At 64.6% G+C, this 22,510-nt stretch carries 22 protein-coding genes; 5 read left to right on the top strand and 17 right to left on the bottom strand.

What is annotated here, in order from left to right:
* Positions 1-2: 2 nt before the first annotated feature.
* The 6 genes from R3F42_02195 to R3F42_02170 form a co-directional block, all read right to left on the bottom strand.
* Positions 3-1,166 carry a cytochrome D1 domain-containing protein gene (locus R3F42_02195; protein MEZ5540833.1) on the bottom strand — a complete coding sequence of 388 codons (1,164 nt, stop codon included), beginning with the start codon at positions 1,164-1,166 and terminating at the stop codon, positions 3-5.
* Positions 1,163-1,489, bottom strand: coding sequence for a cytochrome c (locus R3F42_02190; protein MEZ5540832.1), 327 nt, complete (start codon positions 1,487-1,489; stop codon positions 1,163-1,165). The genes R3F42_02195 and R3F42_02190 overlap by 4 nt, the downstream gene beginning before the upstream one ends.
* The gene (gene cobA / locus R3F42_02185) at positions 1,482-2,261 is read right to left on the bottom strand and encodes a uroporphyrinogen-III C-methyltransferase (protein ID MEZ5540831.1); all 780 of its coding nucleotides are present in this window, start codon (positions 2,259-2,261) and stop codon (positions 1,482-1,484) included. Before cobA ends, R3F42_02190 begins: the two co-directional genes overlap by 8 nt.
* A gap of 72 nt (positions 2,262-2,333) precedes the next feature.
* Positions 2,334-4,064, bottom strand: coding sequence for a cytochrome D1 domain-containing protein (locus R3F42_02180; protein MEZ5540830.1), 1,731 nt, complete (start codon positions 4,062-4,064; stop codon positions 2,334-2,336).
* 90 nt (positions 4,065-4,154) lie between these two features.
* Complete coding sequence (locus R3F42_02175) at positions 4,155-5,795, bottom strand: 4Fe-4S binding protein (GenBank protein MEZ5540829.1); 1,641 nt, start codon at positions 5,793-5,795, stop codon at positions 4,155-4,157.
* A 188-nt stretch (positions 5,796-5,983) separates the two neighbouring features.
* Positions 5,984-6,880: a CHAD domain-containing protein gene (locus R3F42_02170; protein ID MEZ5540828.1), complete on the bottom strand. Its 897-nt coding sequence runs from the start codon at positions 6,878-6,880 to the stop codon at positions 5,984-5,986.
* Positions 6,881-7,031: 151 nt separating this feature from the next.
* On the opposite strand from R3F42_02170, the gene R3F42_02165 reads away from it, so the two are divergent.
* The 5 genes from R3F42_02165 (at position 7,032) to R3F42_02145 (ending at position 11,184) form a co-directional block, all read left to right on the top strand.
* Positions 7,032-7,868 carry a class I SAM-dependent methyltransferase gene (locus R3F42_02165; GenBank protein ID MEZ5540827.1) on the top strand — a complete coding sequence of 279 codons (837 nt, stop codon included), beginning with the start codon at positions 7,032-7,034 and terminating at the stop codon, positions 7,866-7,868.
* A gap of 3 nt (positions 7,869-7,871) precedes the next feature.
* Positions 7,872-8,348 (top strand): CYTH domain-containing protein, encoded by a 477-nt coding sequence (locus R3F42_02160; protein MEZ5540826.1) that lies wholly within the window; start codon positions 7,872-7,874, stop codon positions 8,346-8,348.
* 98 nt (positions 8,349-8,446) lie between these two features.
* Positions 8,447-9,724, top strand: coding sequence for a Vi polysaccharide biosynthesis UDP-N-acetylglucosamine C-6 dehydrogenase TviB (tviB, locus tag R3F42_02155; GenBank protein ID MEZ5540825.1), 1,278 nt, complete (start codon positions 8,447-8,449; stop codon positions 9,722-9,724).
* Between the two features lie 34 nt (positions 9,725-9,758).
* Complete coding sequence (locus R3F42_02150; GenBank protein MEZ5540824.1) at positions 9,759-10,766, top strand: NAD-dependent epimerase; 1,008 nt, start codon at positions 9,759-9,761, stop codon at positions 10,764-10,766.
* Positions 10,767-10,833: 67 nt separating this feature from the next.
* Positions 10,834-11,184, top strand: a complete 351-nt coding sequence (locus R3F42_02145; protein MEZ5540823.1) for a S24 family peptidase — start codon at positions 10,834-10,836, stop codon at positions 11,182-11,184.
* A gap of 11 nt (positions 11,185-11,195) precedes the next feature.
* Here the strand turns inward: R3F42_02145 and R3F42_02140 are convergent, their stop codons facing one another.
* From R3F42_02140 to R3F42_02090, 11 genes are read right to left on the bottom strand one after another with little or no spacing between them, the layout of a single operon-like run.
* Positions 11,196-11,666 carry a rhodanese-like domain-containing protein gene (locus R3F42_02140; protein MEZ5540822.1) on the bottom strand — a complete coding sequence of 157 codons (471 nt, stop codon included), beginning with the start codon at positions 11,664-11,666 and terminating at the stop codon, positions 11,196-11,198.
* Between the two features lie 14 nt (positions 11,667-11,680).
* Entirely contained in the window at positions 11,681-12,355 is a 675-nt protein-coding gene (locus R3F42_02135; protein ID MEZ5540821.1) for a response regulator, read from the bottom strand.
* Positions 12,352-13,908, bottom strand: coding sequence for a histidine kinase (locus tag R3F42_02130; protein ID MEZ5540820.1), 1,557 nt, complete (start codon positions 13,906-13,908; stop codon positions 12,352-12,354). The genes R3F42_02135 and R3F42_02130 overlap by 4 nt, the downstream gene beginning before the upstream one ends.
* Positions 13,909-13,950: 42 nt before the next feature.
* Entirely contained in the window at positions 13,951-14,265 is a 315-nt protein-coding gene (locus tag R3F42_02125; GenBank protein ID MEZ5540819.1) for an iron-sulfur cluster assembly accessory protein, read from the bottom strand.
* 25 nt (positions 14,266-14,290) lie between these two features.
* Positions 14,291-15,679, bottom strand: a complete 1,389-nt coding sequence (locus tag R3F42_02120) for a cobyrinate a,c-diamide synthase (GenBank protein ID MEZ5540818.1) — start codon at positions 15,677-15,679, stop codon at positions 14,291-14,293.
* A gap of 53 nt (positions 15,680-15,732) precedes the next feature.
* Positions 15,733-16,944 (bottom strand): NrfD/PsrC family molybdoenzyme membrane anchor subunit, encoded by a 1,212-nt coding sequence (gene nrfD / locus R3F42_02115; protein MEZ5540817.1) that lies wholly within the window; start codon positions 16,942-16,944, stop codon positions 15,733-15,735.
* On the bottom strand, positions 16,944-17,690 hold the full coding sequence (locus tag R3F42_02110) for a 4Fe-4S dicluster domain-containing protein (protein ID MEZ5540816.1): 747 nt from the start codon (positions 17,688-17,690) through the stop codon (positions 16,944-16,946). The genes nrfD and R3F42_02110 overlap by 1 nt, the downstream gene beginning before the upstream one ends.
* On the bottom strand, positions 17,683-18,132 hold the full coding sequence (locus R3F42_02105) for a sulfur reduction protein DsrJ (GenBank protein MEZ5540815.1): 450 nt from the start codon (positions 18,130-18,132) through the stop codon (positions 17,683-17,685). The genes R3F42_02110 and R3F42_02105 overlap by 8 nt, the downstream gene beginning before the upstream one ends.
* 18 nt (positions 18,133-18,150) lie before the next feature.
* Positions 18,151-20,115: an NAD(P)-binding protein gene (locus R3F42_02100; protein MEZ5540814.1), complete on the bottom strand. Its 1,965-nt coding sequence runs from the start codon at positions 20,113-20,115 to the stop codon at positions 18,151-18,153.
* Between the two features lie 50 nt (positions 20,116-20,165).
* On the bottom strand, positions 20,166-21,662 hold the full coding sequence (locus R3F42_02095; protein MEZ5540813.1) for a (Fe-S)-binding protein: 1,497 nt from the start codon (positions 21,660-21,662) through the stop codon (positions 20,166-20,168).
* 24 nt (positions 21,663-21,686) lie between these two features.
* Positions 21,687-22,439 (bottom strand): respiratory nitrate reductase subunit gamma, encoded by a 753-nt coding sequence (locus tag R3F42_02090; GenBank protein ID MEZ5540812.1) that lies wholly within the window; start codon positions 22,437-22,439, stop codon positions 21,687-21,689.
* Between the last annotated feature and the right edge of the window lie 71 nt (positions 22,440-22,510).

Here is a 22,510-nt window from a genome sequence, read left to right as displayed (position 1 = left end):
GACTACAATCCTATGCGCTGCGCGCGGTCGGTGAAGAAGATGCCGCTCGGTTTGTGCGCCGGCAGCGTGGCCGTGCGTTCCAGCGTGGCGGTGTCATACACGTCGATGCGGTCATCGTCCCGCACCGACAGCCACAACTTCTCGCCGCGCGGCGTGAATTCCATGTGCAGCACAGCCTTGCCGGGTTTCAGGGTGCGTATGATCCGGCGCGACTCGACGTCGATGACCTGCACCGTGTCGTTGTCGGGGTGGGCGAAGTTCACCCACACCTGGCGGCCGTCGGGGCGGGCCATGACGAATACCGGCTGGCCGTGTACTTCGATCGCCGTCTCCGGCAGCCAGGTGTCGGTGTTCACCACCAGCACCTTGTGCTGGCCGACGGCAGGGACGAAGGCCGTGCGACCGGCCAGCGCCCAGCCCTCGAGGTGCGGCATCTTGTAGACGGGCAGCTGCTCGTCGTGCGCGGCATAGCCCGCGAGGATCTTGTGCACGCCGCGTTCCGGGTGCCACAGGTCGAGCAGCGCCAGGCTGTCCTCGCCGAAGAGGCCGGCGATGTAGTAACGTCCGTCCGGCGTGATCAGCGCGTCGTAGGGCGCCCGCCCGATGTTCTCGAAACGGGTGAGCGCGGGTCGGTGCGGGTCGCTCAGATCGGCGATCCAGATCTGATCGGCGTCGTACAGGCTGAACACGAAGCGGTTCCCGGGCGCGTCGACCAGGCCGACGACCTTGGAGCGTTTGCCCGGCGCGTACTCGGCGGGGATGTCGGCGACCGGCTCGAGCGTGTCCGCGTCGAACACGCGCACGCCGCCCGGTTCGTAGTTCGATACCGCCACCAGGCGGCCATCCTGCGAGATCGCACCGCCGATACTGTTGCCCGACTGCAGGATGCGCTTCTCGATACAGTCCCCGAGCAGGTCGACCTTCGTGAGGCCGCCGTCGCGTCCGAACACGTAGGCGTAGCGGGCGTCGCGCGAGAAGACGACCGAGGCATGCGACAGGTCGCCGAGCCCGTCGATCTCCGCCAGCCGGGTGTCATGGCTGTGCTCGACGATCAAGAGCTGGCCCGAGGCGCGTTCGACGACCACGCCGAGGTCGCCGCTGCCGCGCGGTTGTGCGGGCGCGGACAGGCTGAACAGGCAGAGGCACACGAACAGCAGGGGCTTCACGGGTGTGTCTCCGCGGCGAGCAGGGTGTCGACCAGCCAGGCGATGTCGTCCTCGCCGAGCAGCCCCTTCCAGGGCGGCATGGGTGTGCCGGCACGGCCGTCGCGAATGGTGGCGAGCAGCAGGTCGCGCGGTTTGCCGGCCAAGGCCTGCGGTGTCAGCGCCGGACCCAGGCCGCCGGTCAGGCGCATGCCGTGGCAGGAGCCGCAGTCCTGGTACAGCAGGTTGTGCAGTTCCTGTTCCCGCGCGGGCGTGAGCGGAGCGGCCGCGAGCGCGAGCGGTATGCAGGCGAGGACAGCGGACAGCAATGCCGAACGTCTACGCATACTGCAGTGCGTCGCCGTCCGCGGCGGGTGCCATGCGGCCCAGCTCCGCGGCCAGTGCAACCACGTCGCCGACCACCAGCAGCGACGGGGGTTCGACATGATTTTCGGCAGCCACGGACTCCAGGCCGCCGATCGTGGTGATGATAGTGCGCTGGCGCGGGGTCGTGCCGCGCTCGATGATCGCGGCCGGCGTGTCGCAGTCGCGTCCCGCGGCGATCAGCGCCGCGACGATCAGTCCAAGATTCGCCAGCCCCATGTAAATGACCAGCGTCTGGTCGCGATCGGCCAGGGTCTGCCGGTCGAGTGCCAGGGCGGTGTCGTCGTGCCGGTGGCCGGTGATGAAACGCACGCCGCTGGCGAGGCCGCGGTGGGTGAGCGGGATGCCGGCATAGGCCGTACAGGCCTGGCCGGCGGTGATGCCGGGGACGATCTCGAAGTCGACGCCGGCACGCACCAGCGCCAGCGCCTCTTCGCTGCCGCGCCCGAAGACATAGGGATCGCCGCCCTTGAGCCGGACGATGATCTTGCGGGCGTGCGCCTGCTCGATCAGCAGGGTGTTGATCTCGGTCTGGCTCAAGGCATGGCGACCGCTTGCCTTGCCGACGTAGATGCGTGCCGCTTGGGGCGGTACCAGGCGCAGGATCTCGCCGGAGACCAGCCGGTCATAGATGACGGTGTCGGCCTGCTGCAGCAGGCGCAGGGCCTTGACGGTCAGCAGGTCCGGATCGCCGGGACCGGCGCCCACGAGATAGATCCTGGCGTGTTGAGACATGGCGAGCGGGCTCCGCGGGTCGGGTGCCGGGCATGGAGGCCTGTAGCGGTGCCGCCATGCCCGGCGACTTCCCTAGTAGATGTCGTGCATGGTGTTGTGGAGGTTGAACTTGCCGGTCGGCGTCACCAACCGCTTGTCCTTGATCACCGTCTTCAGCTTGCGGGTCTTGTCATCCACCACAACGATGGCGGATTCCTGATCCTTGCCGCTCCAGACAGAGAACCAGACCTCGTCGCCGGCCGCGTTGTACTCCGGCTGCACGACGCGCTTCGGACCCTCGCTCAGTCCGGCCCACTCGGCGATCGGCAGCACCTCGAAGCCCTTGTCGAGGTTGTTGACGTTGTAGACGGCGACCGACTGGCTGATCTTCCCGTCCGGATTGAGCGGGCTGTCCACCCACAGGTTGCTGGAGGCGGGATGCGACTTGACGAACAGCGAGCCGCCACCCTGGCCCTTGAGGGTACGGACCACCTTCCAGGCATTGTCCTTGTGCTGTGCCGGGTCGGTGCCGATTACGGTGACGTTCTCGTTGCCGAGCGCGCTGGTCACCCACACCGGACCGTACTTGGGATCGGTCAGATTGGCGCCACGGCCCGGATGCGGGATCTTGGTGACGTCGACCAGTGCCGCGAGCTTGTCTTCGCGGGAGTCGATCACGGCAATCTTGTCGGACTGGTTCGCCGCCGTCAGGAAGTAGCGGTGGGTGCTGTCCCAGCCGCCGTCATGCAGGAAACGCGCCGCGGGGATCGTGGTCACCTTCAGGTTGTCCACGTCCTCGTAGTTGACCATCAGGACCTTGCCGGTCTCCTTGACGTTGACGATGAATTCCGGGTGCTCGTGCGACGCCACGATCGCGGCCACGCGCGGTTCCGGGTGATATTCCTGGGTATCGACGGTCATGCCGCGGGTCGACACGATCTGCAGCGGTTCCAGGGTCGCGCCATCCATGATCACGTACTGCGGCGGCCAGTAGGAGCCGGCGATCGCGAACTTGTCCTCGTAACCCTTGTACTTCGAGGTTTCGACGGAGCGCGCTTCCAGGCCGATCTTGATCTCGGCCACGTTGTCCGGCTTCTTCATCCACAGGTCGATCATGTTGACCTTGGCGTCGCGCCCGATGACGAACAGATAGCGGCCGGAGGTGGAGTAGCGCGAGATGTGCACAGCATAACCGGTGTTGACGACATTGATGATCTTCTTGGTATCACCGTCGATCAGGGCGATCTGGCCCGTGTCGCGCAGCGTTACCGAGAAGACATTGTCCAGGTTGTACCTGTTTTCCTGCTTCTTGGGGCGCTGCTCCGGCGGGATCAGCACCTTCCAGGTCGCCTTCATCTCCTTCATGCCGAACTCCGGCGGGATGGGCGGTTCGTTCATCAGGTACTTCGCCATCAGCGTGACTTCCTCGTCACTGAGCTGGCCCGAGGTGCCCCAGTTCGGCATACCGGCCGGCGAGCCGAAGTTGATGAACACCTTCAGGTAGTCCAGTCCCCGCTCGTTGGTGATGTCCGGCGTGAGCGGCTTGCCGGTGGCGCCCTTGCGCAGCACGCCGTGACAGCCGGCGCAACGTTCGAAGTAGATCTGCTTGGCCTTGGCGAACTCGGCCTCGGTCAGGGCCGGTGCGCCCGGCGTGATCACGTCCACGGAACCCTCCTGCAGAGGCACCGGTGCGCCCTTGTAGCGCATCTCACCCGGGGTCGTGCCCGGATGTTCGGATTCGGCGGCGAACGTGCCGGTCGCCGCGAGTGCGAGCGCGCCGGCCATGGCCAGGCGCACCGCGCGGTAAACTGCTGCTGTTTTCATCATGATCTCCTCGGTTAGGCTGGTACCCGGATTGCATACTCACAATTGCGCGCAGGCTTATCCTTGATATACATCAAGGGTGCTCTGGCGTCAGTTTTCAGTCAGGCCAGGCGCCACATGCGCGTGCTTGATCCGGTCCAGCGCGGCCTTGCTCTTCTCGCGCCGGATGCGCTTTTCCGCGAGCGGCGGGCAGCGGTGATCGTCCCAGTAGGTCACCTGGCAATCCAGGCAGTAATGACACTCGTTCGGATTGATCTCTCCGGTCGGGCGGATCGCCTGCACCTCGCACTGCGTGGCGCAGATCTGGCACGGCCGGCCGCATTCCTTGCGCCGCCGCAGCCACTGGAAGATGCGCAGCGGTGCCGGTATCGCCAGTGCGGCGCCGAGCGGGCACAGGTACTTGCAGAAGAACTTGCGGTTGAACAGGCCGATGAGCAGCAGCGCGAACGCATACCACACGAATACGCCTTCGCGCTGGAAATGCAGGACGATCGCTGTCTTGAAGGGTTCCACCTCGGCGGCGCGTGCCGCATAGCCGATAGACTGCAGTGACAGGCCGAACAGCGCCACGAAGATGACGTACTTCAGCGCCGCCAGCCGTTCGTGCACGACATCCGGAATGTTGACGGCGGGAAGCCTCGTGAGACGGGCCAGCTGGTAGAGCAGCTCCTGCAGCGCGCCGAACGGGCACAGCCAGCCGCAGTACACGCCACGTCCCCACAGCAGCAGGGTCAGGGCCACGAAGCCCCACAGGATGAAGATCAGCGGATCGACCAGGAAGGATTCCCAGCTGAACTGGTGCAGCACGGCATTGATGAAGGTCAGCACGTGGATGACCGACAGCTGGGCCAGCGCGTACCAGCCGATGAAGAACAGGGTGAACAGCAGGTAGCCGTCGCGCACGACCTGCAGCAGACGCGGTCGGCGGGTCAGCCAGTCCTGGAACAGCAGGATCAGCGTCAGCACGCCTAGGGCGCAGGACAGCACGGCGATCTGCCACCAGCGCTCCTGCCACACGCTGAGCCAGAAGGGTGCGTCGGTGCCGTCACGCCACCAGGCTGTCGTCGTGGCGACAGCGACGTCGCTAGCGGCGGTCTTGCCTGCGGGGGCGGCCGCCGCGTCCGTGACGTCAGCGGCGCCGGCCGTTGTTGCCGGGAGCTTGCGCGCCGCGGCGACCTGCGTGATCGACTTCATGACCGTCGCGTTCATCACCATGGCCGTGATGGTGGCCCCGGAGATACCGTCGACGGTGACATAGCCGTCGCGCTCCGCTCCGCCGAGCTTGACGCGGTCGCGTGCCGAGACCCCCCGATACTGGTCGACGTAGTGCTTCAGGTCCTGCTCGGAGATGCCCACCACGAGTATGGGCTCGGCGTGCTCCAGGATATGCAGGCCGGCGATCCGCCCCTGCAGGTCCAGTCCGACCAGCAGCGTAATCGGCTTGCCGGAATAGGCCGGGATCGGGGCGATATCCGTGGTGCGGATGACATAGCCGAGCAGGCGGCCGTCCCCGTACACCGGGGCGGCCAGCGGCTCGCCGCTGAAGTCATCGACCCGGTCCGCGCCAGGGAAGTAGCGGGTGGCTAGATCGAACACCGGATCGGCCGCGGCCGCGGCATGGCTGGCGGCCGCCAGCAGCAGACACAGGTACAGCCAGCGCAGCGAGCGGCGGGCGTGCCACGGCAGGGAGTGCGGATGTGGTGACATGCAGGCATTATCGATGCCGTGCATCAGCCGGCCTTGATCTTTATCAATGCAGGCAGGCGCGTATCACGGGCGCCATGCCGTGGGGAGCGGGTGAAGTGTTCCCAGGCGGTATTGCGGCGCGGTCATGTGGCTACGGTGACGCCGTGCCCGTCACGCCGCAAGGCGAACCAAATTTGACACGGTCGCGACCGCGTGGATTGACGAGACGGGTGCTAGGCCGGCTGCTGGCAGGTGTTCTCGAGCCAGCTCCGGTACCGGCCTGGCTTGGGGCGATAGAGACCGCGGGCGAGACGCAGCGCCTGGGTCATGAGTGCGATCCGGCGGCTTTCGACCAAGGCCTGCAGGAGCTCCCGGCGAACCGCGTCCGGGCAGAGCTGAGGCCGGCTGCCGAGTGCCTCTCCCAGCAGCGCCAGGTCGTGATCCTTGCCGAGGGTATCCTCGAGCCGGTGAAAGTTCTCGACCAGGGCGTGCAGCAGCTGCGCGTTCCAGCCGGCCAGCATGCGCAACTGGTAGTACTGGTACTTCGCCTGCCGGCGCAGGCTGTGGCTGTTTTCGGTATCCGGTGCCGCCTCCATCTGGGCCAGTGCGCGCCGTCCGCGTCGATAGCTCTGTTCCAGGCCGGCGAGCAGGGTGTCGGCACCGATCGGACGGAAATCGAGCTGGCCGGCCGCGGCCACGATCTCCGTCAAATGCGTTTGCAGGACTGCGGCGTCCGCCGTTACGGCCGCCGCCCCGGCGCTTTTCGCGCTGCCCTGTTCAAGCGCCGCCACCACCGGTGCCAGGGCCTGTTCGTGCAGTACGGGCGCGAAATGCCGGCCGAGCAGATCGAGCGTGTCGCGCATGACCCGGGTATCGCGCAGGCCGGCCAGCTGGCGCGCGAAATCACGGATCAGGCGGTCCAGGGTGCGGAACCGGTCCAAATCCAGCGCCGGGCGTATCAGGCGCAGGACGGCGCGCAGCTTTTTGCATGTCTTGCGTATTTCGTGGATATTGCTGTCAGACAGGTGGGTCTGCCCGGCGAGCCGGTCGCCGATGCTGTCGAGCAGACCGGTCAGGATCCGGTTCGCGCCGGCTGCCGGGGTTTCAATGACAGGCTTATGAAATTGCATGTATTTTCCCACATTTTAACGACAATCATACCGGTGTGGCAGGCGCCGGTTTTTGCTGAAAATCAATAAATCGGCAGTGAGCAGGCGTACTTCCGCCGGTTGTGGTGGCGGAGACGGGCGATTGCCGCGCCTGCCGGCCGGAGGAGGACAGATGGCAAAGCACGTGAAGGAAGGGCGCAGGAAGCAGGCGCGGAGCTTGGCGCAGAGCGCCGACCGGCACCGCTTGTACGAGCAGGCGGTGCAGGATGCGCCGCTGGAGTGCCGCTTCATTCGCCGGACCTTCCGCGCGCTGCGCGGGCGTCCGCCCCGGTTGCTGCGCGAGGACTTCTGCGGTACCGCGGCAGTCTGTTGCGCATGGGTCCGGCATCATGTCAAGAACAGCGCCATCGGCGTGGACCTCGATGCGGAGGTCCTGGATTGGGCGCGGCAGCACAACCTGGCGCGGCTCGAACCGGACGTGCGCATGCGCGTGCAGCTGCTGCAGGCGGACGTATGCAGCGTACAGACGCCGGCGCCGGCCGATGTGATACTCGCCATGAATTTCAGCTACCAGGTCTTCAAGACCCGGGCCAGCCTGGGCAGCTACTTTCGCCAGGTGCATGCCGGGCTCGGCGCGGACGGCGTGTTCTTCCTCGACGCCTTCGGTGGTTACGAGGCATACCAGGAGCTGCGGGAGAAAACCCGCCACAAGCGCTTCGACTATATCTGGGAGCATGCACGCTACAATCCCATCAACGGCGACATCCTCTGTCACATCCATTTCCATTTCCCCGACGGCTCGAAACTGAAGCGTGCCTTCACCTACGACTGGCGGCTGTGGAGCCTGCCGGAGTTGCAGGAACTCCTGATCGAGGCCGGATTCGCGCGGGTCACGGTGTACTGGGAGGAGGTGGACGAGGAGACGGGGGAGGGGACGGGCGTCTACGCACCTGCCACGGTGGGAAGCGCCGATCCCGGCTGGGTGTGCTTCATCGTCGCCGAGAAATGACCCATGGCCGTGGAAATCGAACGCAAGTTCCTGATCGATCCCGCCTGGCAGCCTGCCGGTGAGGGCGTGCGCTATCGCCAGGGTTACCTGTCCACCGACCCGGCGTGCAGCGTGCGGGTCAGGCTGGCGGGCGTGACCGGCTGGCTGACCATCAAGGGCGCCACCGTCGGCATAACGCGCGAGGAGTACGAATACCCCATACCCGCGGCCGATGCGGACGCCATGCTCGACCGCCTGTGCCGGCAGCCCCTGATCGAGAAGACGCGCTACAAGGTCGAGCTGGACGGCCTGCTGTGGGAGATCGATGTATTCGAGGGTGCGAACGCGGGATTGCGCATCGCCGAGGTGGAACTCAGCGACGAACGGCAGCGGCTGCAACTTCCGCCCTGGGTGCGGCGCGAGGTAACCGACGATGTGCGCTACTACAATGCCAGCCTGGCGGAGCGGCCGTACCGGGACTGGGCGGATGCCGATCATTGAGATAGCGCAGCGCCGTCCAGACCACTCTGCTAGAATGCGCCAACTTCAGGACGGGCGGCCGGTGCCGACTGATTCCTGTCACGGTAACGGATGTGGATATGTCAGATCTCAAGTCAGCAAAAATTGGCATCATCGGGCTGGGCTATGTGGGATTGCCACTGGCCATCGAATTCGGCAGGCGCTATCCGACCGTGGGGCTGGATATCAAGCGCGACCGCATCGCGGAACTCAAGGCTGGACATGACTCCACCCGCGAGGTCACCGGGGAGGAACTGGCGAGCGCGCAGCAGCTCGTGTTCACGTCCGAACCGCAGGATCTCGCCGACTGCAATACCTATATCGTGACCGTGCCGACGCCGGTCGACGCGTACAAGCGTCCCGACCTGTCGCTGCTGGAACGCGCGAGCGAGACCGTGGGCCGGTTGCTGCAGCGCGGTGACGTAGTGGTCTACGAATCGACGGTCTATCCGGGCGCGACCGAGGAGGTCTGTGTCCCGGTACTCGAGGCCGTCTCCGGACTGACGTTCAACCGCGATTTCTTCGCCGGCTATTCACCCGAGCGCATCAATCCCGGTGACAAGCAGCACCGCGTTACCGACATCCTCAAGGTGACTTCCGGTTCGACCCCTGCCACGGCGGATTACGTCGACGCCCTCTACCGCAGCATCATCACCGCCGGCACCCACCGGGCCAGCAGCCTGAAGGTCGCCGAGGCCGCCAAGGTGATAGAGAACACCCAGCGCGATCTCAACATCGCGCTGATCAACGAGCTGGCGCTGATCTTCGAGCGCATCGGCATCGATACCCAGGAAGTGCTCGAGGCCGCCGGCACCAAGTGGAATTTCCTGCCGTTCCGGCCCGGCCTGGTGGGCGGCCACTGCATCGGTGTCGATCCCTATTACCTGACCCACAAGGCCCAGGAGATCGGCTATCACCCGGAAGTGATCCTCGCCGGGCGCCGCATCAACGACCGCATGGGCAGTTACGTGGCCGAGCAGGTGATCAAGCTGATGATGAAACGCCGCATCCAGGTGTCGGGTTCACGCGCCCTGATCCTCGGGCTGACCTTCAAGGAGAACTGCCCGGACCTGCGCAACTCGCGCGTGATCGATGTCATCCGCGAACTGCAGGGCTACAGCGTCGAGGTCGATGTCCACGATCCATGGGTCAGCGCAGAGGAGGCCCGTGCGGAGTACGGGATCGATCTGATCGAACAGCCGCAGCCGGGCCGGTATGATGCGGTCATTGTCGCCGTGGCGCACCGCGATTTCACCGCGCTGGGGGCGGCCGGGCTGCGCGCCTTGTGCAAGCCGGAAGGCGTGCTCTACGACGTCAAGTACGTGCTGCCGGCGGACGCGGTCGACGGCCGGCTCTAGCTTTGCTTTCAACTGACCAAGGACTGCAACACCCATGAAGGTATTGATCACAGGTTCCGCCGGCTTCATCGGGTCGGCACTGGCGCTGCGCCTGCTGGCGCGCGGCGACGAGGTTATCGGTATCGACAACCTCAACGACTACTATGACGTCGAGCTGAAAAAGGCCCGGCTGGCGCGGACCGCGGACCATGCCAACTACACCGACGTGCGTATTGACCTGGAGGATCGTGCCGGCATCGCGGAACTGTTCAGCAAGCACCGTCCACAACGTGTCGTCAATCTTGCCGCCCAGGCCGGGGTGCGCTATTCGCTGATCAATCCGCACGCCTACGTAGATACCAACCTGGTCGGCTTCGTGAATATCCTGGAGGGCTGCCGGCACAACGACGTCGAGCACCTGGTCTATGCCTCCAGCAGTTCCGTGTACGGCTCGAACACGAACATGCCGTTCTCGGTGCACGACAACGTGGATCACCCGGTCAGCCTGTACGCAGCCAGCAAGAAGGCCAACGAGCTGATGGCGCACACCTACAGCCACCTGTATCGCCTGCCGACCACCGGCCTGCGTTTCTTCACCGTGTACGGCCCCTGGGGCCGCCCCGACATGGCCCTGTTCATGTTCACGCGCAACATCCTCGAGGACAGGCCGATCGATGTCTTCAACTACGGCAATCACCGGCGCGATTTCACCTACATCGACGACATCGTCGAAGGCGTCATCCGCGTACTCGACAAGGTGCCCGATCCCAACCCCGACTGGTCTGGCGATCAGCCGGATTCCGCCACCAGCACGGCTCCCTACCGTCTTTACAACATCGGCAACAATCAGCCGGTCGAGCTGATGCACTACATCGAGGTGCTGGAGGAGTGCCTCGGCAAGCAGGCGCAGAAGAACATGCTGCCGCTGCAGCCGGGCGATGTGCCGGCCACCTACGCCAATGTCGACGACCTGGTGCGCGACATCGGCTACAAGCCGGCCATGAGCGTGGAGCAGGGTATCGCGAATTTCGTGGCCTGGTACCGCGACTACTACGCCGTCTGAGCGCCCCGGCGGGGCCGTAAAAAACCCTGCATACTGCAAGAGATAATCATTGTAACTTGTTGTTACAATGAAGCTATTGTCAATCTACTGCGGCGGGGAGGGTGCCGGAATGCAGGAAAACAGTTGCGGGCGCGAGCCCTTTGCGCTGCAGGTCCTCGGCGACAGCATGCTGCCGGAATTCGCCGACGGCGCCATCATCATCGTCGATCCCGAGGGCGTGATCAGCGACGGATCCTACGTCATGGCGCGGCACGGCGATTCCTATATCTTCCGCCAGCTGGTCTACGGGGAAGGCCGCTATTACCTCAAGGCCCTGCAGGACGGTCACGAGGTCATCGAGCTGCCGGATCTATCCGCCATCGAGGGCGTGATCACCCAGCAGGGCATGCGGCGCAAACACCGCAAATACTACACCTGAGCGGCGTGCGCCTACCGGGCGGCCGGGTCGCGCTGGTCCGGGCGCAGGCGGGTGGTGAAGAACTCGTCGGCGTCCTCGATCGGCACCATTCTACCGGCCGCGTCGACGAGCGGCAGCTCGTAGTCGTTCCAGCCCCGCAGACCGGTTTTCATTGAGCTCACCCGGCTGTAACCGAGCAGTTGCAGGGTGTGGGCGGCCAGCGCGCTGCGGTTGCCGGAACGGCACACCACGACCAGCGGGCGTTCCCGCGCCTCGACCAGCTCCGGCACGGTATCCTCGTAATTGTACTCGCAGGCGGATTCGAGGATTCCGCGCGGTACGAGCAGCGAGTCGCTGATATGCATGGCGTTGTATTCCTCGGCCTCGCGCACATCCACGATCAGCGGATACGCGCTGCCTTCCAGCATGTCGGCGACATCCCAGGGGAATACCTCGGTAATTTGCGACAGGACAGCGGTGACCAGTTCGGTGAAGCGTTTCACGCCGCGCTCCGGCCTCAGGCGCTGTCGTCGCCGTCGCTGCCACGGCCCGAGCGCATGCCCTGCTCGACGGCGATGACGGCGGCCTCGACCCGGGAATGCACGCCGAGCTTGCGCAGGATTGACTTCACGTGCAGCTTGACCGTGCCGTCGGAGATGCCCAGGTTACGGGCAATGACCTTGTTGCTCTGGCCCTCGGCGAGCAGGGCGAGAATCTCGAACTCGCGTGGGGTGAGCTTGGCGAACGGACTTTCCTCGGAGGGGGTGATGCTCTCGCCCTGGACCACGCGCGCCAGCACCGGTGCCAGGTCGGGTGCCACCACCGTCTTGCCGGCCACGATGTCGCGCAGGGCCAGCACCAGCTGGTCGGGCTCCATGTCCTTGAGCAGGTAGCCCTGGGCGCCGCTGCGGAGAGATTCGACCAGGTCGCGTTCGTCGCTGCTGGTGGTGAGCATAACGACCGGGTTCTTGAAGCCGCTCTTGCGCAGCTGCCGCAGCACCTCCATGCCGTCCATTTCCGGCATGCGCATATCCAGCAGGACCACGTCGGGATTGAGTTCGTTGGCCAGGCGCAGGCCTTCCTGGCCGCTGCCGACCGCGGCCAGGATGTTGATGTTGCGCCGGCTGAGCAGTCCCTCGAGGCCCTCGCGGAACAGGGTGTGATCGTCGACCAGCAGAATATCGAGGCTCATGTTTTCGTACCGCCCGCCGCGGGATTCCTGATTTCCAGTGTGACGCGCGTGCCTTCTCCCGGTTCGCTCTCGATGCGCAGGTCACCGCCGATCTTGTTGGCGCGCTCGCGCATGATGGTCAAGCCGACGTGTTCGCCCGGCGAGCCGTACACCTGCTTGTTGATGCCGACCCCATCGTCCTCGATCAGGATATGGCAGAACTCGCTATTGGCTCCCCGCAGCAGGATGCGAACCGTCTTGGCCTGGCTGTGCTTGCGGATGTTCCACAACGCCTCCTGTATTATACGCAGGATCTGCGTCTCGGTGTCGCGCGGAAACGCGCTGGTCGAGCAGTCCTTCTGGATGTAGGTGCGGATGCGTGTCTCGTTGCGGAACTGGCTGACCATCTGCTCGATGGCCTCGACCAGGCCGCGCTGGTAGGCCGGCGCGCGGAAGTTGGCGATCAGGCCGCGCAACTCGGTATTGGCCTCGTCGAGCGTGTTTTCGATCCGCTCAAGTTGCTGCCAGGTAGTCGATTCGTCGCCCTGGTGCAGGGTCTCGTCCAGCACCCGGACCTGGAAGCGCAGGCTGGCCATGGTCTGCGCCAGCGAGTCGTGCAGCTCGTGAGCGATGCGGATGCGTTCCTCGCGGATCAGGTGGGCGCGGCTTTCCTCGTCACTGTAGTAACGCTCTATGGCGAGGCTGAGATGGTGTGCCAGGCTGTGCAGCATCGGCTTGATGTTCTCGATGCGCGCCAGCATCCCGCTGTCCAGGAACAGGTTGATCACTCCGGTTATGCGCCCGCGATAGCGCATCGGTATCGAAACGAGCCCGATGTCGTTCTGCTCGAACAGGCGCCTGCCCGCGATCTTCTCGCACTTTTCCAGGTTATGCTCGACCCAGACCTTGCCCTCGGTAGCGGCCCGCTCGTACAGGCAGCGCCGGAACTCGTGCCGGTCGGACAGCAGCAGGTCGTCATCGATGCCGCTGCTGGCGCCGAGTTCGGTCTGGTGCTGGTTGTGATCAACCCAGATCGCAGCGCCGTGTGCACGCGTGATGCGCTTGAGCGTGTACATGAAGCGCGTGAGCAGGTCGTCCAGGCTGTGCGCGGTGTTGATGCTCGACACCACCTCGTAGAGCATCCTGATGCTGTCTGCCTCGAGCTCCTTCACGCGCGGTGCGGCCGGCACGCGCTTACCCGTATCGGCGGTCAGTTGCTTGCCGATCACGCTCAGGTTTTCCGCCAGTTCTCCCCAGTAGCGATCGGGCGGTGCGGCCAGCGGATCGGCATGACGGCCGTCGCGCAGGCTGGCGGCCCAGTTGTCGAGCTCTGCCAGCGGTTCGAGCACCTGGACCTGAAGCAACCGGACGATAGACAGGACGAGCAGCAGGGCGGACGCGCAGAGCAGGGCGGCGAGCAGCAGCCGGCCCTGGCCGGACACCTGCGCCGGCCAGTCGATGGCGACACAGCATAGTGCGAGCGCGACCGCCAGCAGCAGCCCCAGGCGCAGCAACAGGCCCCTGCGCAGGGCGGTGTGCCTGCCCTGGCCGGCCTCGGACGGGGGGCTGTTCATACTCGACCCCGGTGGCGGCAGAGGGTGGGCGGGTGGTCGTGATTATTTCGCGGGCGGGACGTAATTGGCGTCATTCGGATTCAGGAAGATGAATTGCCAGGAGCCCGGTTCGAGTTCCACGTAATCCACCGTCATGCCGTCGACCAGGATCTTGCTCGCTTCCCCGATCAGTATCTCGATGCCACCGGTATGCAGGCGGATATCGTCCTCCTGCGCATTGTCATCGAAACCCATGCCGTAGTGGATGCTGCCGTCCGCCTCGCGGCGTGCGGCGATGCGCATGGCCAGCCCCTCCATGTCGCCGGCCTGGGCGGAGGCGCGAATCTGTTCGGCAGCAGCCGGGGTGATGGTGATCATGATAACTCCTTGAAGCCGAGGATCATTATACTGCATGCAGGTCGGTTTTGCCGGGCTGGCGCCGGGCCCGGACGAAATCGACGAAGCGTCGGGCCCAATGGTGCTGCGCGGTATCGCGCATGTGGCTGTAGCAGGCCACGAGATTGTTGACGAGCAGTCCGTCGTGGCGGCCGTCAATGCCGGTGCCGCGTACCACCTCGTAGGCATAGCGCAGGCCGGGTGGTACCGCCTCCAGGCTAGAGTAGTGAAATTCGTGGGCGGCGATGACGCCTGCCGGATGTGGCGCCGGCCAGGGTGCGTGCCCGGTTTCGCGCAACCGTACATAGCCGCGGCCCTGCGGGCGCTCGTGCATGACCACCTCGCCCGGGATCGCGCCGACCATCTCGCATCGGTTCCCCTGCCAGCTCAGGCCGCGCGCGAGATACATCAGTCCACCGCACTCGGCATAGGCGGGCAGGCCGCCGGCGATGGCCTCCCGGATCCGGGCCCGCAGGGCGCTGTTTGCCTGCAGCGCCTGCATGCGGCTTTCCGGGAAGCCGCCGCCAATGAACAGGCCATCGATATCCGGCAGGCGGGCATCCCGCAGTGTGTCGAACGGCACGAGTTCGGCCCCGGCGCGGCGCAGGGCCTCCAGGTCATCCGGATAGTAGAAGCCGAAGGCGGCATCGCGGGCGATCCCGATCCGTACCGGTGTGCCAGCGACCGGAGGCGGCGGCGGTTCGTACACGAGCGGTGCGCTGCCGGCCGCCGCACGCAGGGCGTCGAGATCCACCTGTGCCGCGATCAGCGTACTGATGCGCTCGATCCGTGCGCGCGCCGATGCGTCCTCGTTGCTCGGAATCAGGCCGAGATGGCGTTCGACGATCTCCAGTTCTGCGCTGCGGTGCACGCCACCCAGCACCGCCACGTCGGTGTAATGCTCGATCACCGCGCGCAGCTTGGCCTCGTGCCGGCTGCCGCCGAGCTGGTTGAGTATAACGCCGGCGATGTGCACCTGCGGGTCGAAGGCCTGGTAGCCGAGTATCAGCGGGGCGATCCCGCGGGTCATGCCACGCGCATCGAGCACCAGCACCACCGGTGTACGGGTCAGCGTGGCGAGTGCCGCGTTGCTGTTGCTGCCTTCCAGGTCCAGGCCGTCGTAGAGCCCCTTGTTGCCCTCGATCAGCGCGATGTCGGCGGCCGCCGCGTGGTGGCCCACCGCGGTGAGTATCTCCGCGTGGGTCATGGTATGGAAGTCGAGGTTGTGGCAGGGATGCCCTGCCGCCAGTCCCAGCCACATCGGATCGATATAGTCAGGGCCTTTCTTGAACGGTACTACCCGCAGGCCGCGCGCGGCGTATGCCGCGCACAGCCCGAGCGTAACGGTGGTCTTGCCGGAGGATTTGTGGGCCGCCGAGATCAGCAGGCGGGACATGATGTCAGCCGTCCCCGGGGTTGCCGATCCTGCCGGCGGCAGTCGCTAGCGCTTCAGGCAGCATCCGCAGCGTGGTGCGGATCCACCAGGTCATCGGCCAGGCTGACCGGGAGGAAGCGCAGTACCCGTGTACCCACGACGGTGGCCGCCAGCGCCAGCGCGATACCGCCGATACCCAGGACCACCTCGGGCAGGGTCGGCGCATAGTCCGCGACCACGCCGTCGTAGAAGGTGCTGCTTACCTCCATGCCCGGAAACATTTCCATGGGGTAGGCCTGGCCGCCGATGATGATCACGTACATTTGGGCGAGGCCACCGATGATGACCAGCAGGCAGGCGAGGCCGATCCACAGGCGCGAGCGGCCGGCCGGACTGTACAGCAGGGCGAGCGGCACCAGACTGCCGAGGCCGAGCTGGACGATCCAGAACAGCATGGTGTAGACGCCGCCCTCGAGCAGCAGGAACCGTTCCACGCCATGGTTCTCGGTGCCGTACAGGTTGGTGAGATGATAGGCCATCACGAAATACATGACGGCCGCTACGAACACGCCGAGCAGGTTCTTCAGTCGGAACAGGACGGCATCGCCGAGCGGACGGCCGGACCAGCGGTACAGGCCCATCAGCACGAGGATGAAGATAGCCAGGCCGAAGGAGAACGACATGATGATGAACATCGGCGCCATGATGGCCGCATCATAGGCTTGACGTGCGACCAGGAATCCGAAGATGGAGCCGGTACCGGTGGTCAGGATCAGGCGCCAGAGGAAGGCGGCCATGCCGGCGGGCTTGGTGAAGCCGTTCATCTTGCGTTCCATCATCATCCACAGATACACGGCGACGATGGCCATGAAACCGGTGTAGAGCATGATGTTCCAGGCGAAGATGGACTTGAAATTGTAGTAGGTCATGGCGACGATCAGACGGTCCGGATGCCCCAGGTCGAGCACCAGTACGGCCAGTCCGCCGACCAACAGGGTGATCGCCAGCAGGCCGGACAGGCGTGCGAGCGGTTTGTACATCGCCTTGCCGAACACCGAACTGATAGATGCCACGTTGAGCGCGCCAGAGGCGGCGACGATCAGGAACACGGCGAACACGTGCGGCGTACCCCAGACGATCTGGTTGCTCATGCCGGTGACATAGTGGCCGTAGTGTTCCATGTACAGCGCGGCGCCCAGGCCGAGGATGACGAATATACCGATTGCGCCTACCAGCAGATAGAAGGGCAGGCCGCCGTCGATTTCCTTGTAGTCGAGTGGTTTCATCAGATCCCCCGGTAACGCACGCCGGTATTGAGCTGCAGGTCGGCACGAATCTGGCGCGAGGTGTACTGCTCCAGCTGCTGCGAGATTTCACTGTCCGGATCGTTCAGGTCACCGAACACCATGGCATTGTGGTTGTTGGCGCTGCAGGCATCGACACAGGCCGGCGTCTGGCCGTTGTCGACGCGGTTGACGCAGAAATTGCACGATTCGACCGTACCCTTGCCACGCGGGGTATGCGGCTTCTGATCCTCCAGGTCCTCATGGATGAAGGAGCGTGCCTTGTACGGGCAGGCCATCATGCAGTAGCGGCAGCCGATGCAGATGTGCTTGTCGACCAGCACGATGCCATCGGCGCGCTTGAACGAGGCGCCGGTCGGGCAGACGTCCACGCAGGGCGGGAACTCGCAATGCTGACACAGCATGGGCAGTGTCTGGATATGGCCGGTCTGCTTGTCCTTCAGTTTGACCTTGCGGATCCACTGTGCGTCGGTCTGCGGTCGGCCGAAGCCGGTCAACCCGTGCTCGTCATTGCACGCAGTCACGCAGTCGTCGCAGCCCTCGGCGCATTTGTTGGAATCGATCAGCATGCCCCAGCGCACGAGATCGGTCACGGGTTCATCCAGGGGGCGTGCCGCCTGGCCGACCTCGTGCAGGAATACGCCGGGCACCACCGCCATGCCGGCCGCGGTCGCGGCGCCGCCGAGGAAGCGGCGACGGTAGATGTCGATGCCGGATTCTTCACTCATGGATATTATCCTCGCTTGCCAGGATGCGCGCATGCCCGGTACCGGAAACCACCCGGTGGGGGTCCGACTGCTCCGGTCGGTCCGCGTGACACTGGAAGCAGTCGATCTGCACCGCAGCGTAGCTGTGACAACTCTTGCAGAAATGCTCCTTGCTGGTCACGCGCGGCGCGTCCGGCGCGGCGCTGACATGGCAGTTGATGCAATCCACCAGGCTGTGCCGGCTGCTGCGGATGCCTTCGTGCATGGTCTCATCGCGCTGGTGCAGGATGTATTCCATGTGATTCTTGCGCATGTCCTCGGTCGGTTCCACGCAGCCCTGTTCCGCGCTGAAGCGGGACTGGGCCGGCGGAATCACAGGCAGCAGCGAATCATCGGCCCGGCCCGGCGCGGCAAAGGCGGCGGTGACTGCCAGCAGCATGATGATGAGACTGTGTTTTAGCATGGCCAGTATCAGTCCGGATCAGTGATCGCCCATCGCCATGTCGATGTAGCCCGTGGGGCAGACATCGGAGCAGATGTGGCAGCCGACGCACTTGGAGTAGTCGGTGTCGACGTAACGGCCGGTGGTCGCCTGGTCCTTCTTGACGCGGAAGATCGCGTCCTGGGGACAGTAGATCACGCAGTTGTCGCATTCGAAGCACAGGCCACAGCTCATGCAGCGTTCCGCCTCGTTGACGGCCTGCTCCTTGGTCAGGCCGATGCCACGTTCCTCGAAGTGGCCCAGCACCTCTTCGGCCGACGGTCCGTGGGACGAACGCTTGTTGCGCGGCGTGAAGGGGAAATGGCCCAGGAACAGGCGCTCGGAGGAGATGATCTCTGCAGAGGAGCGGTCCTCGTAGTTGTGCACTGCGTAGTTGGCGTCGCTGGTGCCACGCAGATCACCATCGCTGGCGTCGAAATGTTCCGGCGCGTGATTGGTCTCTTCCAGCTTCTTCAACAGTTCGAAATGATGCACGTCGACCTTCGGCCGCTTCTTCTGCTCTTCCTGCTTGAGGTAGTGATCGATGCTCTCGGCGGCGATCGAGGCCTGGCCGATGGCGGTGGTCAGCAGGTGCGGGCGGATGATATCGCCGCAGGCGAAGTGGCCCTTGCGGCCAGGTACCTGGTAGAAGCCGTCGGCGTCGATCAGGCCGCGGCCGTTGTCCAGGGATTCCAGACCCTGCGACAGGTCGCCGCCCTGGCCGATGGCGGACACGATCAAGTCGCACTCGACTTCGAATTCGGTGCCCGCTACCGGCAGCGGACGACCGTCCTTCATTTCGCACTTGGCCATCTTGAGCGCACGGGCGCGGCCGTCGTCCGCAAGCACGACCTCGATCGGCATCACGCCGTTGAGGATGGTGACACCCTCGCGCAGCGCGTCCTCGACCTCGTGCTCGGTCGCGGTCATTTCCTCGCGGGCGAACAGCGAGGTCAGCGTGACGTCGGCGCCTTCGCGTGCCGCCGCGAATGCCGAGTCGTGCGCGACGTAGCCGCCGATGACCTGCTCCGGGCGGTCTTCCTTGTTGATCTTGCTGATCTTGCCGAGGCGGCGGGCAACGGACACGACGTCGATCGAGGTGTCGCCACCGCCGACGCAGACCACCTTGTCGGTGGTGACCTTCAGGGTGCCCTTGTTGAAGGCCTCCAGGAAGGCGACGCCGGAGACGCAGTTCGGCGCGTCGCTGTTCGGCACCGGCAGCTTGCGGCCGGATTTGCAGCCCATTGCCCACAGGATGGCGTCGAATTCCTGCTCCAGGGCCTCGATAGCGACGTCCCTGCCGACGCGGGTATTCATGCGCAGATCGATCCCGCCCATGTCGACGATGCGCTGGCATTCGTGGTTGAGCACGTCGCGCGGCGTGCGGTAGCCCGGGATGCCGTAGCGCATCATGCCGCCCAGTTCCTCATGGTCGTCGAAGATGGTGCTGGCATAGCCCCTGCGCCGCAGCTGATAGGCTGCCGCCATGCCGGCCGGACCGCCGCCGATGATGGCGACCTTCTTGCCGTTCAGCGGGGCGGAATTGTCGAAGGTGAATTTCTGCTCGTAGGCGGAATCGCCGATGAACTGCTCGACGGAGTTGATGCCGACGAAATCCTCGACATTGTTGCGGTTGCAGCCGTCCTCGCACGGCGCCGGGCAGACGCGGCCCATCATGGCCGGGAACGGGTTGGCGTCGGTGGAGCGGCGGAACGCGTATTCCTCCATGCTCAGGCCACCGGTCGGCAGTTCGATACCGCGCACGATCTGCAGCCAGCCACGGATGTCCTCGCCGGAGGGGCAACTGCCCTGGCAGGGTGGCGTGCGGTGCACATAGGTCGGGCACTTGTAGCTGTGGTCACCCTCGAAGATGTAATCGCCCGTGCGCGCGTACTTGTGCTCACCGTCCTTGAAACGACGGAAAGACAGTTTCTGGGATTCCATGTCTTCTTTTGAAGTTGCCATGCCTATTCTCCTGTTAACCGGTCAGGTGTTACCTGAGCAAATCTCGAATTCTACTGTTTGTCCCCGAGCACGATCGCGTTGCTGACCAGCTGGTGCACGCTGACGATGCTGTCCATCCGGAAGCCGTAGTAGGGCAGAACCTTGGTGAACTGGCTCTTGCAGATCGCGCAGATCGCGGCCATGTGCGTGACGCCGTGGTTCTCGACTACGTGCTTGAGGGCCTCCATGCGCGGCATGGCGCCCTTGACGCGCAGTTCCATGAGGTCGTCTGTCAGCAGGCCGCCGCCGCCGCCGCAGCAGAAGGTGGCGTCGTGGATGGTGTCCCGGGGCATGTCGTAAAAGTGGTTGCAGCTGGCCTTGATGACCTCGCGCGGAATGGTGAACTGACCGCCCGGCTTCGGACCCATGCGCGTGGCGCGCGCCACGTTGCAGGAATCGTGGAAGGTCAGCACCATGTCGTCGTTGGCCGATTTGTCGAGCGTGATGGCGCCGCGCTGTATCAGGTCGTGCGTGAATTCAAGGATGTGCTGCGGTACCGGGTACCTCGGATCGAGGAAGTCGAACGGCCCGGCCAGCGTGTTCAGGAAGCTGTAGGCGACGCGCCAGGCGTGGCCGCATTCGCCGAAGATGATGCGCTTGACCCCGAGGTCGAGCGCGGCCTCGCGGATACGCATAGACAGCTTGCGCATGTTCTCGTAGCTGCCGATGAACATGCCGAAGTTGGCGGCCTCGCTGGCGTACGAACTCAGCGTCCAGCTGATGCCGGCCTGGTGGAAGACCTTGGCGTAGCCCATCAGGCCGTCCACGTGCGGCTCCGCGAAAAAGTCTGCCGACGGGGTCACCAACAGCACTTCGGCGCCTTTCTCGTCCAGCGGCAGGCGTACCTTCACACCGGTATCGTCCTCGATGTCCTCTTCCAGTCCTTCCAGGGTGTCGGCCAGGGCCGCCTCGGGCAGGCCGAGGTTGTTGCCGATCTTGTAGACCTTGCCGATGATTTCATTGCAGTACTTCTGGCCCACGCCGATGCTGTCCATCACTTCGCGCGCGGCCATGGAGATCTCCGCGGTATCGATACCGTACGGGCAGAACACGGAACAGCGCCGGCACTGCGAGCACTGGTGGAAGTAGCTGTACCAGTCGTCCAGCACTTCCTTGGTCAGATCGGTCGCGCCGACGAGCTTGGGAAAGTACTTGCCGGCGAAGGTGAAGTAGCGGCGGTAGACCTTGCGGTACAGGTCCTGGCGCGCGACCGGCATGTTCTTCGGATCGGTGGTGCCGAGATAGTAGTGGCACTTGTCGGTGCAGGCGCCGCACTTGACGCAGGCGTCCAGGAATACCTGCAGCGAGCGGTACTTGCCAGTCAGCTCGCCCATCTTGTCGATGGCGACCTGCTGCCAGTTGTCTACCAGTTCGCCCGGGAAACCCAGCGGCTCCTGGAAGTCGGATTTGGCGACAAACGGCTTGCTGTGAGCCATCACCCCTTCATGCAGAGTCGGGATGACGGGGTATTCTTTCAGCTCCGGGACTTCGAAATCAGCCACGCTCAGCTCCTGATACGTTCGTTACGCCGGTTATTTGTCAAGTTCCGCTGCCCACGGCGCGATGTGCCGCGAGGTGTGCGGGCGCAGGCCGGGTTCGGCGCGCGGATTGTCCACCTGGTTGCGTGTCGGGCTGAAGAACACGCCTGGCGCGTGCAGCAGCTTACTGATCGGGAAGATGATCATCAGCGTGGCCACCAGACCTAGGTGCGTCAGCAGCAGCGGATCCTCCGGCAGCGGATGCCAGTTGAAGTACATCAGGCCCAGGAAGAAGGCCTTGAGCGACACGATATCGGTATGCGTCAAGTAGTCCATGCTCATGCCGGTCAGGGCGATTGCGACCAGCAGGGCTAGCATCAGGTGATCCGACAGGGCGGAGATGTAGCGGACCCGGTCCACCAGGACTCGGCGCGCCCACAATCCGGCCAGGCCGGCGACCATGGCAAACGCGGCATATTTGCCAAACGGCTGGATCAGGTCGACCCAGGTCCAGACCGGATTGGTGAAATAGCGCAGGTGCCGGGCCAGCACCAGGAACATGCCGAAATGGAACAGGTAGCCGAAGATCCAGATCCACTTGTTCGAGCGGAACAGGCTCTCGAAGAACGCCACTTCCCGGAACATGCGCAGCACCACGCCCTGGCGCGTCACCGGTGCCGGCGTGGTCGGGATCTTCAGTGGTGCCGGTGTCTTTGCATACTTTCTGATCCGGTAAGCCAGACCGCCGATCAGCAGGGCGGTGGCGACATAGAACAGAAGTGCATACACAATGGTCCAGAACGGCATGCTTCCGGGCTCCTGTCAGAGTGAATCGAATTCCGAAGCGCTGCAGGGGATAGCCCCTGCAGCCTTCGATG

The organism is Pseudomonadota bacterium (genome assembly GCA_041395565.1).
GTDB lineage: Bacteria > Pseudomonadota > Gammaproteobacteria > UBA9214 > UBA9214 > UBA9214.
The sequence above is the reverse complement of the archived record's forward strand: the minus strand, read 5'-3'. Positions and strand labels throughout refer to the sequence as shown.

Coding starts and splice junctions, on each gene's coding strand:
- R3F42_02190 (MEZ5540832.1), bottom strand. CDS start 1,489: ATGCGTAGACGTTCGGCATTGCTGTCCGCTGTCCTCGCCTGCATACCG.
- R3F42_02130 (MEZ5540820.1), bottom strand. CDS start 13,908: ATGAACAGCCCCCCGTCCGAGGCCGGCCAGGGCAGGCACACCGCCCTG.
- R3F42_02150 (MEZ5540824.1), top strand. CDS start 9,759: ATGAAGGTATTGATCACAGGTTCCGCCGGCTTCATCGGGTCGGCACTG.
- R3F42_02105 (MEZ5540815.1), bottom strand. CDS start 18,132: ATGCTAAAACACAGTCTCATCATCATGCTGCTGGCAGTCACCGCCGCC.
- R3F42_02160 (MEZ5540826.1), top strand. CDS start 7,872: ATGGCCGTGGAAATCGAACGCAAGTTCCTGATCGATCCCGCCTGGCAG.
- R3F42_02175 (MEZ5540829.1), bottom strand. CDS start 5,795: ATGCACGGCATCGATAATGCCTGCATGTCACCACATCCGCACTCCCTG.
- tviB (MEZ5540825.1), top strand. CDS start 8,447: ATGTCAGATCTCAAGTCAGCAAAAATTGGCATCATCGGGCTGGGCTAT.
- R3F42_02180 (MEZ5540830.1), bottom strand. CDS start 4,064: ATGAAAACAGCAGCAGTTTACCGCGCGGTGCGCCTGGCCATGGCCGGC.
- R3F42_02135 (MEZ5540821.1), bottom strand. CDS start 12,355: ATGAGCCTCGATATTCTGCTGGTCGACGATCACACCCTGTTCCGCGAG.
- R3F42_02125 (MEZ5540819.1), bottom strand. CDS start 14,265: ATGATCACCATCACCCCGGCTGCTGCCGAACAGATTCGCGCCTCCGCC.
- R3F42_02120 (MEZ5540818.1), bottom strand. CDS start 15,679: ATGTCCCGCCTGCTGATCTCGGCGGCCCACAAATCCTCCGGCAAGACC.
- R3F42_02090 (MEZ5540812.1), bottom strand. CDS start 22,439: ATGCCGTTCTGGACCATTGTGTATGCACTTCTGTTCTATGTCGCCACC.
- R3F42_02170 (MEZ5540828.1), bottom strand. CDS start 6,880: ATGCAATTTCATAAGCCTGTCATTGAAACCCCGGCAGCCGGCGCGAAC.
- R3F42_02100 (MEZ5540814.1), bottom strand. CDS start 20,115: ATGGCAACTTCAAAAGAAGACATGGAATCCCAGAAACTGTCTTTCCGT.
- cobA (MEZ5540831.1), bottom strand. CDS start 2,261: ATGTCTCAACACGCCAGGATCTATCTCGTGGGCGCCGGTCCCGGCGAT.
- R3F42_02165 (MEZ5540827.1), top strand. CDS start 7,032: ATGGCAAAGCACGTGAAGGAAGGGCGCAGGAAGCAGGCGCGGAGCTTG.
- R3F42_02145 (MEZ5540823.1), top strand. CDS start 10,834: ATGAAGCTATTGTCAATCTACTGCGGCGGGGAGGGTGCCGGAATGCAG.
- nrfD (MEZ5540817.1), bottom strand. CDS start 16,944: ATGAAACCACTCGACTACAAGGAAATCGACGGCGGCCTGCCCTTCTAT.
- R3F42_02110 (MEZ5540816.1), bottom strand. CDS start 17,690: ATGAGTGAAGAATCCGGCATCGACATCTACCGTCGCCGCTTCCTCGGC.